Here is a 16,485-nt window from a genome sequence, read left to right as displayed (position 1 = left end):
ATGAATCACCAAAATAATAACGCCAAAGTCCCTTATGATTTCATGCCACAACATGAGCACTCGTTATTTGATTCAAATTGGAGTAGTTGATGGGAAACGAGTGGAAAATAGTTACTTTAGTTTTAATCACAGCCTTTTGTGTGGGCTGTCAATCAAGCATCGATGAATTTCAGTTCATCAACATGAGTGAAAGAGATATTTATGTCTCAGAAGTCAATGGGTTTAACCACAACCCACCTGTGGGCTATCTTTCCAAAGGTGTTTTCGCGCACAGCCTTAATATGGATTCCAGGCTGATCGGTACATGTGAAATCATTTGGGGTTATCAAAACAATCAAGATGGTGGCATTCCAGATGAATTCTATACTTCTCCATGTGGTTTAGAAGAATTGGGCAGGAAAGATTCTAAGGGAATCAAATTTACTTTCAATTCTGATTTAAGATGGACCGTGTCGAGTTTAGGACAATGATAAGCAAAAGGAGTGGTTTATATTAATTTGGTTGATATGGTTGGTTTTTGGCTTGCCTTTGGTTTATGTGGTGATCGAAATTTTCACCAAAAAGAGTGCCAGAAATAAAAAGCTCAATAAACTTCAGAAAAGATTGAAGGAGTTGGAGCGACAAAAAGCCAGGGAGAGGAGGGAGCAGCAAGATGAGCAGTCTGACACATGAGTGATGTTGAAAACATGGACTTGGCTCCCTTCAGATGGGACTTCAGGAGCCGGGTAGAACTGGGTGAATAGATGGGTGATTTGGTTCAAAGGCCAGTTGTGATTATGAAGTGATTATGTCTGATTGGAAGAATGAAGCACTACGAAAAATTGGCCGAAATCTGGTTAATCTTTCCAAGATTGAAGGCATGCTTAAACTGTTTCTGAGCAGGGTTAATTTTCAATGCCCAATCAATGAACTACAAAGCACACTGGAAGCGAAAAAGAAAAGATATGAAAAGATGACATTGGGACAGGTGATAAAGGATTACTTAAGAACTTACAACTCTGACCTTGAGCAGATACATCAATACCCTGATGACAGAAAGGAGGCTTGGGTGTCTTTTTCATTCACGACTGAAACAGAGGCCCTCGCCATTCATAAAAGGGATTATGATTTTCTGATAAGGCACCGGAATAAGTTGGTGCATGAGCTTTTAATTCGATTCAATCCTGAATCAGAAAAGAACTGTAAAGCATTGATTGAAAAGCTAGATGAACAGCACCAACACATACAAAGACATTCTAAATACCAACAACAGCAATTGTATGTGTTAGATGAGGCCATCAGACGTTACTTCATGAATCAATCGAATCAATGAAGCCAGAATTTTTGGTTAGCTGTTACAATCAAAGGGGTCTGAGTCGTTGATATTGCTTTAAATTAATGGCAATCAATGGGGTCAGAGTCGTTGATTTTACTTTGATCCCGAGTGTCTGTTGATGTCTTCTAATACGATCATGCGAAAAGACAGCTATTTCTATTGATTTATTGACTATATGATGGGGCCATGGCACGTTTACCCAGATTAAATCTTCCTGACATCCCTCAGAATATGCATGGTCAAGTTTTCGACATAATGCGCTTGGCATCCCAATCAAACTAATAACCTCACATAAGTGTTGCCAGCAATTGGGCCAAAACGATCAAGAATGAATTCTGACATACCTCACTGTTGAAAGACTGGAAAGCTGATGTGTATAAAAATCAACGTCTCTGACCCCATTGCTTGATTAGTTTATTTGGAAATCTCATCCCTATCATGGCGCTAAAATTGGGGGAAAGGTCAACACCAGTGATAAATACTTCCCAATAGTGGGAGTTAATCCCTGTTTTCTACACTTCTTATCTCAACACACATTTTTTTACATATGGCCATGTTCAATGGCTGTTGGATGAGAGGAGAATAAAAGTGACTACAATCACCATAACAGTAGATGATAATGTTTCAGCCTCAGGTGAGCATGCCATCGTGGTTTCTGATCTGAAACAGGCTAAATTTTGGGACACCAACACGAATAACAAAGGAAAAGTGGAAGGCTTGGATCCCGGGCCAGGCAAAATCATGTACAGAATAGAAGGGCCCATTGGCGATACTTACCTGATTCATCTTGAAGGGGCGATCACTGCCAGTGGCAAGAAAAACTTTATTTTTGGCAAAATTCCCAAATCTACCCAAGTATCACCAGGAAGAGCAGTGGATATCAATGCCAGAAATTTAATTATTCTTAACTAAGGGGGTGATCATGAAAATCAATAAACCAAATGAGTCAGAAACGATCAGCCCTACAACTGCCTTTGTTCTAATGATTATGATTGTCCTGTTCGGTCAGCAGGCAACGGCCAGTGATGATTTCGACCTGACAGCTGAGAAATCAGCAGTCAAAGAGACATTAACTAATTCTGAAGATAGTACAGGGGTTCAATTTAATGAATCAGCAGTTCAGCAGTTGGCGGAGAAAAAAAAGAAAAACATTGAGAAAATCGATGAAGCTTCAAAAAAACCGACTTCTGTGCTCAGAGAAGAGGAAACAGTGGAGGTCAGTTTCGGAAACGACAATAAGTACGTGACAGCAAAATTGGCGAGAAAATACAAAAATCATAACTGGGGCATCACCGCGACCAGTCCGTTTGACAAAGATGATCCAGGTGCTGTTTTGGGAAATTTAGATGGTCTGGTGGATAAGAACAAGTACAGTTTTTTTTGGAATATCAAGAGAGATACTTCAGATAAAAATCCATGGCGGTCTTCCATTGACTTTGAAGAGAAGCGATCCATTTGTGTCGCTTATTGGGCTCAATACCCCGATAAAAAGATACAGGCAGAAAATGAATACAGAGAAAAAACAGGCACTTCTGAAGCAGAAGAAGTTCCGGTAGATCAAATATGCATATTAGCTAACATTGAAGAAGATCCTGACTTGGCCAATGCATTCATCGATGTGTTGGTCGATAAAAGTAAAATTTCTTTTGGTGTATTTGGGATAGAGGCTTCATTGTCACCTGAAAATTATACTTTTTATGTGGCCGATTCGCTTTCAGATAAAAAAGAGCTGGATGAGACCAGTTACAGCATTGATGTGTTTTATCGAAAAACCTTTGGGGCGATTGCCTACTCAAGTTGGACTGTTGGGTTGACTTTTGAAGAATCTTACAATGAATCACAAGAGGTCACAATTTGTTCTGTATTTCAAGCTGGGGGCACTGATTTGATTTGTGGCCCCAAGCGCATTGGAGCTCCTGATAAAACAGAAAAGAATATTTTATATTTTGACTACGGAAGATTGTTCAATAAACAAAAAGCAGCAATGAGAGTGAAAATATCCAGAGATTTCAAAAATGATGTCACAGGTGTTGAACTGCCGGTTTGGCTTGTGCGTGATGACAATAAAGCATTGACTGGTGGCATTCAATTTGATTGGAACAGTGAGGACGATGATTTTTCAGCATCATTGTTCATCACGAAGCCGTTCGATGCATTGTGATGTTGATGATAAATAAACGCTCAGAAAGGCTGCCATGAGGTGGCCTTTTTTATGTCATGGGAGATGTCTGATCAGCCCTTTGAGCATATGAGACAAACCCCTCACCAATTTGAAAAAAAGCTGCGAGTTTTTTGCTCCTCAAAACACTGGGTTATCAAGGGCATCAATGGATGGGTTCGAATGTGGGCTTGAAGAGGCGTTTGACCTGTTGATTGATGTTTTTTGTATCAATGCTGGATACACACAGCATCTGAGTTTTTTACAATTTCCAGGAGAAATAAAATGACAGAATTAATGATCAATAGCAGTGCCACTGGGGTCACTTTGGAACACGCGCACAAGCAACTACAAGAGTTAGCAGATTCAATTCAAAGAATCTTGGATGGGCACAACAGTCGTGTGCTCGACATCGATTTAACTGATGCCCACAACATAGACGGAAAGTTCAAGGATTTGGTGTTGGGACTGAACGATGGACGCATCACACCAGATGCAAATCCCGATGATTTCCCGCCTGAGTTATTGCCATACATCAAAGCAGCTTCTTTCCATATTAAAAACAAATAAGTCCTTGTTAATAGTCAATTATTCACCGGAGGGCTGATCATCAGCTCTCCAATAAGTAAAGGTGTTTAAAAAGGACTTTGTACATCCCAATAATGTGTCACCTGCAGTCGCAGCTTTTCTCATTTACACAAAAAAACCACATGAGCTTATGTGGTTAAGGTGTGTGTTGTGTTCAATTCAGTGACAGTAATCTGGAAAGTTGGATTTATCACCTGACATGAGTCGTTCAATGGTTGAGCGAATTTTGTCTACGTGCTCCTGAGTGAAAGATTGGGCACGTCCTGTGGTAGAGCACTTGGAAATTACACCAGGATTCCGTGCGAAGTCACCAACATCCTGCAAGGTGCAATTGGGTGATTGGTCGGATCGTTTGCACAAATGACTCAGTAAGCCCACTTGAACTTCCTTGTCGTTTTCAGTTACAGTGACGGCTCCACCACTGTCTTTGGGGCACATACAACCTTGGTTTGTATTGATCAATTGATTGGCGTCCTGGTAACCGTCACCACAGGTCATATCTGAGCTTGGTTCACTGTTTTCTATCATCATCATTGTTCTGCTGTAGTCAGGACTGCCTGTTGAGTAGAGCTTCCCATTCGGTAAGAACTCAAAATCGCTCCAGGCGGCAATATCGATCGGATCCACAGTCGTAACAGGCTGATTTAGTTTTAATATCATGATGTCACATGATTGATCACGACATATTTTACAGACTTGTTCAACTGTCATGGGTTCTTCAAGGTGTTTGTAATGGATGGATGATCCGGTTGCTGCGTTGCAATGGTCTGCGGTTAACACGAAGCTGGGGTGTATCAGACTGACCGTGCACTTGGGATCGTTAAGCCAGTGAATGGAGCCCAGCCATTGTTTTTCATGATCAGGGATCACTGCGGCTACCTCAGTCACTGCTGCAGTAACTGCTGCTTGTTCTGCGCCAAGAATGTCGTGAGAAAGATGGTTTGTTAAAAATAAGAGAATTATAGTTATCATGATTGCTCTCAAGGTAAAGGGTGAATGGTGCCGTCATGTGAGGCGTGGTGGTGACCAAAGTCATTAGAATTGTGGTAGCTGATTTGTAACAGATAATCCTCTAAACCAGTTTCAAACAGCTTCAACGTTAACTGATAATTCACCCCATGAATGTCCCGTTGGCCTAAGTAAACGTCAGCATGATCAACATAAAACAATTCTGTGGTAACTGGGTCTTGTCCATTTGGCTTCATGACCATGACTACACTTCTGGTGGTTTTACCTTTTTCAAAATACAAGGCGTCTCCAGCAGCAATGTGCTCGCCAACCGGAACCTCATGGGTGACGGCGATTTTTTTATAGATGTCATTCGGATCTTTTTTTACTTCCTGACAAGTTAAAACTTTGCTGTTGTCCCGCTGATGTGTTCTGATGAAGGCCTGAACAAGGTTGAATAATGTCATAATTTTCTCCTGTAAAATTGATGGAATCTTCAACGAATGAAGTGACTGAATAGTGTTTATCCCACAGTGATTCTCCCAGTTGTATTCATATTGTCCTTTGAAATTGTCCGATATTTATAGCCATCGACTTCACGTTCAAACCATTCAATTATTAAAGGGTTAGGGCTAACGAGGTAATTCATTTAATGGACTATAGAATTGGTTTTTTTAATGGTAAAAATGATACATTAATGGATGAATTATTGAGGCAACAAAATGACAAGAGAAAATAAAATTGCGCTGCTCATTGACTGCGATAATGTCAGTTCAAAATCAGTTGATGGGGTGATTAGTGAGTTGGCAAAATATGGTGTGGTTAATATTCGCAAGGCTTATGGTGATTGGAAAAACCCTCAATTGAAAGGGTGGGAAGAAAAATTGCACCCTTTTGCCATTGTACCCATTCAGCAATTTGCCTATACCAAAGGAAAAAATGCCACCGATGCAGCGATGATTATTGATGCAATGGATATCCTTTATAGCCAACAAGTTGATGCATTTGCCTTAATGACCAGTGACAGTGACTTTACGCCACTGGTAACGAGAATTTTGGCCAATGGAATGAAGGTTTATGGTTTTGGTGAGAAAAAAACACCCAGCCCATTTGTCGATGCTTGTTCACAGTTTATTTTTACTGAAAATTTAGTTGAAGTAGATGTATCAGAAGCTGAGAATAAAACCGAATCCAGTCAAAGCGGAAATGTCAAACAATCCAGAGCACAATTGAGGAAAGATAATAAGCTAATCAAGTTATTAAGGACTGCGGTTGAACAGTCCGTCGAAGATGATGGATGGGCTCACTTAAGCCAAGTTGGACAATATATATCAAACAACAGTTCTTTCTCACCGGTGAACTATGGCTATAAAAAATTAAGTGATATTGTGAGGACTTGTGATTTGTTCGAAATTGAAATGCGTAAGAACAATTCTCAGATGTATGTTTCAGCCAAGTGAATCATCGGCTCTGACCCCATTGATTCGACCGGAAACAGTTAAATGGCAAGGTTTAAGCCGGAAATAGAGCTGGAATTAGCCGTGCAAAATAATGCAAAAACCGATGGTTTGTGATGTCGATTAAAGCGCTTATGGTTATTGCAATGTTTTGTTCGCTTGATTCCTACGCAGGCTTCCCTCCATTCACGGATGTGCAACCTGATGTTGTGTATGAGGGGCAGGAAGTGTTTGTTGGGTATGACCCTTTGCAAACACCGTGTCTTCGAGCATTGCCCAATTTTCAGGGTTTGACTGAATACATTGTGATGGATGAAGACAATTTCATCGACATCACAATAGTTGCCCTGGGTACATCGCCTTGCCTGAATATCGGAGTAGATAATCCACCATATCAGTATTACAGCTTAGGGCGTTTGCCGATTGGAGAATACACGGTGCAGATGTATTGGGCTGGTAGCTCGACTGCCTTACCAGTGGGCGACCCTTCTGAGCGATTGACCATTGGTGAACTTTTGGAATTTCGAGTTGTGCAGTTGGCTGAAGTACCAGTTTTAGGTTTTGAATTGATGCTGTTATTGGCTGGTTTGTTTTTACTGGTTGGTATTTATAGATTCAGAGCTGTAAAATTTTTTTAAATGGGCTTCGGCGAAATTAGCAGGGTCATAAATCAGAGAATCAATCAATGAGGTCAGAATCAATGGGGTCAGTCATTCAATGTCTCTGCCCACATTGATTTGATTGACTATGACCATGAAACAGTGGTCATTAAAATCATTGAAAAACTTTCTATTTTTTCACGTCAACCAAGTTAGAATCGAATTGATTTTGTTTAAATTTTACTTTCAATTTACCCATTCATGGGTCATTGATCACAACTCAATTGTTTTGACTCGGCGGCATGATAAAAATAAAACCTGACGGCATTGATACCTTGTATTTTGATGGCAATTGTCCGATTTGTACCAAAGAAATGACCCATTTGAAGACATTGAAAGATGACAGTTTGCAGTTACTTGATATTCATCAATTGCCTGTGTCTGATGCCAGGAAGCAAGAGCTGCTTGCTGCTTTGCACCTGGTGACCTCTGAGGGAAAAGAGGTGATTGGTTATCAGGCCAACCTAATGGCTTGGCAACACACCCGATATGCGTTCTGGGCTCAATTGTTATCCTATCCACCGCTGTCCTGGGCTGGAAGCCTGGCATATTCGCTTTGGTTGCGTTATTACCATTGGCGCAGGTCACGCTGTACACTCAAAAAAACCTGATTGTGGCCTTTGTCTTAGAATCAATGGGGTCAGAGACTTTGATTTTTTCAGATGGTTTAATATGGATCCCCGGGTCTCGATCTCTGTTCCCGACTCGATTCTAAGACTTACATCCATGTAAGCCAAGCCTGAGGATGACGTGTGTTATGAATGAACCTGTCGCGGGGACGGTGAAGTCTTGAAATCAATGGGGTCATGGCTATTGATTTTTTGTGTTGTGAATATATGATGGGAACAACAGCAGTGATACGACTGTCGCAAGCACTTATGCTTTTCGTTTTAATGCTGGATAGATTGATGATTTGGATTGTGGCTCAATGGCTAGGAACATTGATTTTTATGAACAACGGTACGCTTAGACCTTTTGAACACTTGGTATTATAAACATGATCGCTGCTAAGAAATTCAATGTTCTGCTGTACCTGGTTGTTTTAACTTTCACGGTCTTATCTGAAGAGCTGGTTTTTCTGTCAGATCATGTTGCTGGTGTTCAAACGGTCACTGTCCAAAGTCAGGGGAATACCGATGATGATCTGGAACTGTGTTTGGTCAACCCAGTCAGGAAGATATCACCGAAATATGTTCAAGCTCAGTATGCTTTTCACCACTCAAACCACTTCTATTCCAATCACCTCCGTCAATCGGCCCGTGCACCTCCGCTTGTGTAATCAAGTTTCTTAAAACGATTCTGTACCCTCAATAATGATTGCCCGCAGGCAGGTTTAAACCATCTGCTGCTGGGTGGCCATATGAAAATTAAGAAACCGCTTGGGACTTCATTATTCCTTAGTTATTCCTGGTTGATTACAGACTCGTTATTCGAACCTGCCTCATTCAATTTAAACCAAGTCAGCAATGCTTATGAGGCAATTGCTGACAGCGAAAAAATCGTCGAATAATGAAGGGTCATAAAGAAGCTGACCCCAGAATGACAACACAACGGAGATTAATATGCTCAACCAACTCAACACCTTTAACGCCACCAATGCAATTGTGGTTTTTATTTATGCTTTATTGTTTACCCAACACGTTTGTTTATTTGTTGACCTTTCCAGGTTCCAAAAATACCCGCTCAGCCATCTGAACTATATGAACGCCGGACTAATGTCAGCACTGGTTACCGCTGGATGCTTTTTTACCCTTGGTTTTTTATCGGGGACGAACAAAATCATGTGTGTGACTGCCATCGGGATTGTGTCTGCCACCGCCATCACATTGACACTGCAAATGTTGTCAAATTGGGTGTTTCTTCGTGAAAAAGTGTCTGCCTGACTCTTATCTGTTATGGGGCAGCGGTAATAATCAATGGGGTCAGATCAAATTGATATCGAATCTGATATGACCTCATTGATACACTTTCATTGTCCTCCGACGATCTGGTAGTGATGTACTATTCAAACCCGTTGTTAAAAATGATGAACGGATTATTGCTCACACCCACTTTTATATCATCAGCTACAAAACTCGCATCAGCTGAAGCGCTGGGCTGAAAACCCATTAAAAACGCACCAATTCCGTCACCTGATGTTACCCCATGAAGTCTGTCTTCAATCAATAACTCATCATCTAACCAGACACTGTAACTGTCATTGTCTAAATGATAAATTGTTTTAAACTTGTGGAGTTGCTCTGCCTGGTATGTGCCTATGGTTCCAGCAAATCCTGTACTATCAGTTAGGGTTATATTCCCATTGCTGAAAAAGCGGACGGTTGAAAATGAAGAAGCTGAGGTCGATGATTCGCGGATATACAAACGATAATCATCAAGCTGATTAAAATAAAGATCAGTCTCAATTGATATGAAGCCTTCTTGGATCTCGATGTTATCTAAAAACTCCCAACGTATCACCCCAACGCCTGAGGTAGGGTTATCTACTAAGACAGCTTTGTTGTCCGTGCCAAACTCAATTATTTCAGTCATTAAATCATCGCTAATTAACTCCGGTTCATTGATGACAGCGCCTCCATTGCCCAAAGCATTACCCAATGGTTTATCTTCTAAATCTGCATCTAAAACCAATGACAAAGGTATAGTCTTGATCACAGAAATATCATCCAGCAAGAAGGGTGTGGTGTTATTAAAATCGGCATACCCAGTCAATAAACTGCCCACGCCACGGTCACTGATACCGTGATTTCGACCGGTAAAGAGTAACTCACCATTAATCATCATATGGCTGGTTCCAGATTCCATATTAAATTCAATGGAAATGTCTTGTTCAGTGTTTGCCGTAAAGCTGTTGTTGGTTAATGATATATTTCCTGCCGCATCAGATGCGCTGAAGGTTCCTGATTCATCATAGATAACTGTTAAAAAATCTTTGTTCGTATCGCCATTTTCCCTGACCTGGAAACTGTACTTATCTAAAGTGGTCGGTGTGAATTTGAAAGCAATGGTTAGTAAGTGATTGGTGACTTCTTCGTCGTCTAAAAACTGCCATACCACATTCATCGGAGTGGTGAGACCGCTGGCGTTAGAAATGCGTAAGTAATTTTCACCAGGCATGTCTTCAATAACTTCATTATCCAACAAATCGAAGTCAATGGGTTCGCCAACAATCGCACCACCTTCTCCCAGAGAATCACCTGGAGTGAGGTCATTGAAATCAGCTTTTAAAATTGTTTTGGTAATCACTGACTCTGAAGAATGAGCTGTTACACAAAAGCTCAACAGGAAGAGCAGGATTAACAGTTGTTTGAAAGACTTTTCTGTCATGGCTACATTCTCAAATTAAAAAACTCATCGTATGTAAACATCAGTTTTTATACCTGAATATCTTTTGAAAATTTCCTGAAAAACACAGATCCACCTGGTGATAGAAAAGCAAAAGGGATGAGCAGGGTAAGAGTAACTGATTTAATCAGGGTTTTTGATGCTGTACAAAATCAATGGTGTCAAAATCTATGGAGTCAGAGTATATGATTTTATATTGGCTGAAATTCGTGATTCGATCAACAAAACATGGTTTTCAGGCCACTTCACAAACCGAAGAACAAACAGGCAGGAGGGCCAGTCCTAGACACAAAGGGGGAGACAGGAAGTAGAAAGCGTATAAAAATCAACGTCTCTGACCCCATTGATTGGACCTCATTGATTGGTTTTACTCGACTAAATCAACTTGTTGAACAGCGGTGTTGGTTTGTAAGCCAAAGTGTCCCAGGTAATAATTGAAACTGGCATCTTCGCCCCAGATGGTTGATGAATGCACGCCGTTGACTGTGCAGCCGCCGGCACAAACCACTTGATCGTACCAGCTCTTGATTGAATAAACCTGGTTAGCTATGTATTGGTTGTTGATGCTGTTTAAGAATGGGCTGTTGATGGATAAGCCCCAGTAGCCGCATGTTGAGGTGTACACATTGAATGGGTAATAGCCACAACTGCGCAAGCCCCTGACAGCACCTGCCACACCGACAAAATCATCCACGTCGTTGGCCAAGCCCAAATCAATGATCTGTTTGATGGCTAACGTGACGCCCATTGAATGACCTATGACATCAATTTTTCCGGTGCAAGAATTTTCATGGGCATCTAATAAGGCATTACCCACCGGGACTTCTTCACTGCCTGAATGGTTGTTACAGGCCACACAGGTACTGCCCCAATTGGGTCGATGTATTTCTGAGCTTGAATACCCACGATTCAGCAGTTCATTGTAGGTATTGTTCCAATCCGATGAGTTGCCACCATTGCCATGAACCAAAACCACAGCATCCCGACAGTTAGCGGATACGGCGAATGAGAACATCAACATAAACAGTACAATTACTTTGTTCATATAAACCTCTTTTTTTATTCAGCATAAGCAGAAATTAAACACATGTCAAATAAAATACAACAAGTGTTTAAATATGGGCAGGAAACAAACTGAGCTTTTTGTCTTATCAGAGATTTGAAGCTGAGGGTCTTTGCTTCAATGTTTAATCAGTAGGGCCATAATTAATCACTGGGGTCAGAGCCGTTGAATTTCATTAAATGGGCTTCAGTGGGCTCAGTCAACGTTTTCTGTTGTTATAAGCTGAGTCCCTGATCAAGTCCGGGCTGGAAGTTACTCCAGGCCACTATCTGCATTCACCACATCCCGGTGGATTGATGACGGTTGGTTGGACGTGAAGTTGATGATTAACAAGTCGCTGGATCCCGGGTCGGGCCTGGGAGGACGAGAACAGAAAATGAGATGGGTATGGCTAAAGCCCACATCCTGAGGTGAGTCAGGAGGTGGGCAGGCCATGGTTTTACTTCTGCTGATGGTGACTGAAGATGCGGACCTTCAGGGGTTGGTGGCCCTTGTTGTGTTTTTGCAGCACGGCTTTGGTGCTGGTGCCGTTGGGCAAGGTGTGTGGCACGGCCAGTTTCAGGGTGCGTTCACCGGCGGGTAAGCCCCAGATCATGGTGCTGGCAACCACGGTTTCACGGCCATCCGGATCTTTGCTGGGTTGGGATACCACCACGTGAACCAGGCCACGGTGATCCTCATCGCTGGTTAAATGAACGGTGGCTTCATGCGTCAGATGGGTGTTTGATTTTGCCGCTTTGCGCACGGCTCTGGGGGCCAGGCTGACGCTGGCGGAGACATGGCCATCAGCTGCCTGGCGGAATGAAGCGGTCGATTGTTCACGCATGACTTGTTCGGCCACCAGACTGGTGGCTGGCATGGCTGCCTGGTTTGAGTTGTCTTTGGGAAACACGAATACACCGGTGTTGTTATAAGGCCAGACACCGCGGTTGTTGCCACCCACATGCGCCTGGTCGCCATGCAGATCGTGATTGTCATCGGTGAGCAGGGTAATCACAAAACGGTAAGGCGTACTGGTGGAGGCGGGCAGTTGGCTGGTGTCCCATAAGCCAACGATTTGTTGTGTGGCTCTGGGGGCAAGTTTCAGCTTGGCGCTGGTATCAAATACCACTTCCTGACCCACCGGATTGAAGGTTTTGGGATCCAGGGCCTGATAGGCAAACTGTACCTGGGTGTCGGCGGTGGGTGTCACCAAAGACAGGTTATACACATCAATCAAAACCCGCACTTTATCACCATGTTCTACGGCTCCTGACAAGTACGGATAGCTGTTGGTCAGTTTGTTGATGGTGTTGGTGGTGAGACTGATGCCTCTCATCCAGTGGTAGCTTTCATCGGTATTCAGTACCCAATCGCTGTTTTGCGGTGGTTGGACCATTCTCAGGGGTAAGTTCAGTGCCGGGTCAGCCTCGGTGTAAGTTTCTGTCCACCAGGCTTTGCCGGTGCTGACATCGAAGTCCACCGCATGGGCTACTTTGATGCCGCCATTACCGGTGATGTAGATCAGGGTCTGGTAGTTATAGGCTTTGGTTTGGATACCGGATACCGATGGTTGGTTGAGGGTGATGCCCTTGGATTCTGACATCGACCGGGAAGCCACGGTGGAATTGCCCCAACTGGATTTGTTGGTGAGGTTGAAGCTGGTATCCACCTTGGTTTCAGAACTGGCGATGCCAATGCCTACTTTGGCTGAAAAACCGGTTTTGATGTCTAGGCTGTTTGACAGGTTGTAGTTATAGCTGCGTTCGCTGGAACCCCCGGACCCGGTGGTGTAGGTCAGGCTGTAGGTTTGGCTGTTGCCAGCGAAGCTGCGTACGGTCTTGTCATTCAAGGGAGTGGTTTTGGATACTTCACTACCTTGTTCATCATAAGTGAAGGTGCCCAGGTCTGAAGGAAAGCCGGGGTCGCCGATGGTGGGATAGCTTAAGGCGTTGTTGTTGATGTGGGTGGGATTGAACCAGCTGACGGTTAAGCCATCACTTTGGTAAGGCAACAGCGGGCCGGGGATGGTGATTTCATAAAACGGATAGTTCTTCGGCTGTTTGAGGTCCTTGCCGTAAACCGGGTAGCGCCAAATGTTCAATATCCTTTGGTTATAGCCCAATTGATCATCGATGTTGGTGGTCGCCGATTTCTCTGTGGTGATGGTTTGGTAGCTCGAGTTCATCTCTTTTTTTGTCGAGTTAGACTGGTATGAAAAGGCATCGGTTACCTGTGCAGTTGCAGATAATTCAGCGATTTCCAGCACGTTGGCTGAAACCGTTTCTGAAACACTGACGGAGCCACCCAGGCCAAAGTCTGTTGAGCTGGTATCAGTAGACTCTTGTTTGATGGTTGATGATGAGGAGTCATTGAGTGTGACATTGAAATTGTTGTAAGCAGAGATATTGATCACGTCACAGTCGGTTTTATTGGCATTGGGCAAACAGTCCACATGATGCGGTGGCATGTACACCACATATTGTGGGTCAATCAGCGATGGTACCTGGATGTGTGCCGGGTTACCGAGGAAAAAAGCCCGGCCTAAACTGTCCATGGCGGCAAGGCCAGGTCCATAAACCAGTCCCTGAACCGCATAAATGGGATCCATGATGGTGTCAGTGGTCTTGATGGTGAATTGGCCTGTGTTGGCATTTTGCGTGACTTTGGCGGTCACCAACTCAGTGGTGATGGCTTGGTTGTTATTGGCGCTTACCGTGGGAATGGCCACGGCGATCTGACTGTTGGGGGTGACGCTGTTGTCTTGTAAGCCAATGAAATTTCCAGCCGCAATGTTGGGGCCGATGGATTGTGATCGGGTGGTGTATTGACTGCTGCCTAAAGTGGTTTTACCTGATTCACTCAGTTGTTTGCCTCCTTGCTCAACAGCCACAATGGATGCCTGGGTTTTGCCGGCGTCATTGACCCAACTGATGGCCAATTGTCTGGTATGGAATCCAGGCGCACCATTTTCAGGTGAGGTTTGGCTGGGATCAAAGGCAAACAGTCCGGGACTCATGTCAAAATAGGATTCTTTGGCGGGTTGACCAGACAAATTCTTTTTGATTTGTGCAGCCACGGGTTGTAATTTGTTATTGAGCTGAAAATAGGAAAGGGTAATCGGTTTGCTTCCATTGGCCAGGTAATAAGCCATCACAGCCTGATCATGGCCTAAAGTAGCGAAATCTCCGGCTGCTGAGACGATGGATTGAGGGATGCCTTGGGTTTGAATTTCCAGGGTGTCGACATGGGTCAGGCTTTGCTTGATCGGATCATACGAAAAAGACAACATGTCGATTCTGCCTGTGGTGCTGGAAGGGGTGCCAGTTGAGGTGTTTGACCAGACCAATAAATCCAGTGCCCCATCACCATTGTAATCACCCACTGCCAATGTGACATCACCGGTGACTTTGCGTCCGCTGTTATCTGTCCAGCTATCGCGCAATGTCAACGATTGCGGCTGCGATTGGGTGGCTGGTACGTAGCCGATGATGCTGATGGTGAGATCGCCGTTGAGGTCGCGGTGCGCTGTGGCAATGTCCATGTGCAACAAATCATCTGTGCCTGCTGTGCGGTTAAACAATCCGGTTTGGGCATCGAAATTTCTGGCATCGGTACCAATACCGGGTTTGGGGAATTGGTAACTGATGAATTCGCCCTGGGCCAGTGGTTTGCTTTGGTAGTACAAGCTTAAACCCAAAGGTGTTGAACATATGGCCTGTTCAAACATGGGAGTGGAGACCCGACCTGAAGTTAAGCGTCTTCCCAGGCTTTGTACGCATGGGTCATTGCTTTTCATGGCTTGGCCGGTTTGTGACCAGGCTGTTAATTCAGCATTGGTGGCGACATAATCAATCAGCGCAGAAGTTGATACAGTTTGTTGAGAACGAAAAGTAGCGATGTCATCAACCGGAAAAACCGTGAGGTTTTTGGGGTTTTCTATGGGGTTGGTGGTCCCCTGGTCGTCAGCCGAAACGGCTGTGGTTAAAAACATGAAAAGACCCATCACGAGTGCCCTCGTGTGGTACTGAATTGATTGTATTTTTGGTATTGAGTTTGGCATGATCATCCCCTTTATTTGATTGAATATTGACGGTGGGTCAATTGAACCTCACCTGTACGGGGTGAGGTTCAATCGAACTGTGGTGGTTACTTGGCCTGGCATAAGAAAGCAGTGTAATAAGGTGCCTGAACTGCGGCATCATATTTGGATACAGAGGTGTCAACACCACTTTTACCGGTGAAGTTGACATTGCCTGAAGCCGCATAGTCATGGGCACAACATCCTGAACCACCGGCAATGTCATGGCTTGGGAAATCCAGGGTGCCACCCATGTCATGTGAATGGGTTCTGATCTCACTGGGTTGTAAGTTTGGACCACCAAAAGTGGCTGCTGGCTGACCGTTGGGGTTCAAACCTACGATGTACCTGCCTGATGCCGCGTTATATGGTGAATAATCGCCACTGCACTCCATCAGGCTGAAGGTCAACAGTCCTGAAGGCATGCTGCCTTGTTTAGGTGAAGCAGTTTTCAGACAAGCGTTGTATTGAATATACGGTAACCCACTGTTGCCGGTCTCTGCTGAACCAGTCATGCTGTGGGTACCACTGTGTCCCAAGCTGTCATTACAACACCCATCGACCAGAATGAATTCTTTGGAAGGGGAATCGATGCTACCGCTGGCAGTGGCATGGGCATGCTCAGGGGCTTGTTGTGATGACAGTGCATCGCCAATAAAGCCACCCGCACCACCACCTCTTGGCGTTGGTAACAATGTTCTACCGGCGGCTGAGGCCAGTGAGGTGTTGTCCCAGCCATCAGGACAGGCGCCTTCAAAATAGGCAATGGTGAACATGGGCATGACGTCATCTGCCATGGCGTCGTTGATGATCAATTGTGGCTGCCAAAAGCAAGTAATGAAAGCCGTCAATAGAGTCAGTTTGAGGTATTGGTTTTTCATGATGTGTGCTC

General features: G+C 43.9%; 14 protein-coding genes. 8 read left to right on the top strand and 6 right to left on the bottom strand.

The genetic code is table 11. From position 1 onward, the window contains the following. Positions 1-89: 89 nt before the first annotated feature. The 5 genes from B0475_RS03490 to B0475_RS03470 all read left to right on the top strand — a co-directional run bounded on the left by B0475_RS03490 (position 90) and on the right by B0475_RS03470 (position 4,043). A complete protein-coding gene (locus B0475_RS03490; protein WP_077410046.1) occupies positions 90-470 on the top strand; it encodes a hypothetical protein in 381 nt (126 codons plus the stop codon). A 311-nt stretch (positions 471-781) separates the two neighbouring features. Then, positions 782-1,312: a hypothetical protein gene (locus B0475_RS03485; RefSeq protein WP_198538099.1), complete on the top strand. Its 531-nt coding sequence runs from the start codon at positions 782-784 to the stop codon at positions 1,310-1,312. 591 nt (positions 1,313-1,903) lie between these two features. Beyond that, entirely contained in the window at positions 1,904-2,227 is a 324-nt protein-coding gene (locus B0475_RS03480; protein WP_077410044.1) for a hypothetical protein, read from the top strand. Positions 2,228-2,237: 10 nt separating this feature from the next. Beyond that, the gene (locus tag B0475_RS03475; RefSeq protein WP_157892677.1) at positions 2,238-3,476 is read left to right on the top strand and encodes a hypothetical protein; all 1,239 of its coding nucleotides are present in this window, start codon (positions 2,238-2,240) and stop codon (positions 3,474-3,476) included. Positions 3,477-3,758: 282 nt separating this feature from the next. Further along, complete coding sequence (locus B0475_RS03470; protein WP_077410042.1) at positions 3,759-4,043, top strand: hypothetical protein; 285 nt, start codon at positions 3,759-3,761, stop codon at positions 4,041-4,043. Between the two features lie 177 nt (positions 4,044-4,220). Here B0475_RS03470 and B0475_RS03465 read toward each other — a convergent pair whose 3' ends face one another. Beyond that, positions 4,221-4,949: a trypsin-like serine protease gene (locus B0475_RS03465; protein WP_198538098.1), complete on the bottom strand. Its 729-nt coding sequence runs from the start codon at positions 4,947-4,949 to the stop codon at positions 4,221-4,223. A 92-nt stretch (positions 4,950-5,041) separates the two neighbouring features. Beyond that, on the bottom strand, positions 5,042-5,476 hold the full coding sequence (locus tag B0475_RS03460; RefSeq protein WP_077410040.1) for a hypothetical protein: 435 nt from the start codon (positions 5,474-5,476) through the stop codon (positions 5,042-5,044). 255 nt (positions 5,477-5,731) lie between these two features. Here B0475_RS03460 and B0475_RS03455 point away from each other — a divergent pair, with 255 nt between their 5' ends. The 3 genes from B0475_RS03455 (at position 5,732) to B0475_RS03445 (ending at position 7,736) form a co-directional block, all read left to right on the top strand. Then, positions 5,732-6,469, top strand: a complete 738-nt coding sequence (locus B0475_RS03455) for an NYN domain-containing protein (RefSeq protein ID WP_077410039.1) — start codon at positions 5,732-5,734, stop codon at positions 6,467-6,469. A 113-nt stretch (positions 6,470-6,582) separates the two neighbouring features. Then, positions 6,583-7,104, top strand: coding sequence for a hypothetical protein (locus B0475_RS03450; RefSeq protein ID WP_157892676.1), 522 nt, complete (start codon positions 6,583-6,585; stop codon positions 7,102-7,104). A gap of 263 nt (positions 7,105-7,367) precedes the next feature. Beyond that, entirely contained in the window at positions 7,368-7,736 is a 369-nt protein-coding gene (locus tag B0475_RS03445; protein WP_077410037.1) for a thiol-disulfide oxidoreductase DCC family protein, read from the top strand. Between the two features lie 1,390 nt (positions 7,737-9,126). Here B0475_RS03445 and B0475_RS03430 read toward each other — a convergent pair. The 4 genes from B0475_RS03430 to B0475_RS03415 form a co-directional block, all read right to left on the bottom strand. Continuing rightward, positions 9,127-10,452 carry a hypothetical protein gene (locus tag B0475_RS03430; RefSeq protein ID WP_077410034.1) on the bottom strand — a complete coding sequence of 442 codons (1,326 nt, stop codon included), beginning with the start codon at positions 10,450-10,452 and terminating at the stop codon, positions 9,127-9,129. Between the two features lie 385 nt (positions 10,453-10,837). Further along, the gene (locus B0475_RS03425) at positions 10,838-11,515 is read right to left on the bottom strand and encodes an alpha/beta fold hydrolase (protein WP_077410033.1); all 678 of its coding nucleotides are present in this window, start codon (positions 11,513-11,515) and stop codon (positions 10,838-10,840) included. A 457-nt stretch (positions 11,516-11,972) separates the two neighbouring features. Further along, entirely contained in the window at positions 11,973-15,506 is a 3,534-nt protein-coding gene (locus tag B0475_RS03420; protein WP_157892675.1) for a hypothetical protein, read from the bottom strand. 155 nt (positions 15,507-15,661) lie between these two features. Continuing rightward, the gene (locus tag B0475_RS03415; protein ID WP_077410031.1) at positions 15,662-16,474 is read right to left on the bottom strand and encodes a hypothetical protein; all 813 of its coding nucleotides are present in this window, start codon (positions 16,472-16,474) and stop codon (positions 15,662-15,664) included. Between the last annotated feature and the right edge of the window lie 11 nt (positions 16,475-16,485).

The sequence above is a fragment of the Marinicella sediminis genome (genome assembly GCF_002000055.1).
Classification (GTDB): Bacteria; Pseudomonadota; Gammaproteobacteria; order Xanthomonadales; family Marinicellaceae; genus Marinicella; species Marinicella sediminis.
The sequence above is the reverse complement of the archived record's forward strand: the minus strand, read 5'-3'. Positions and strand labels throughout refer to the sequence as shown.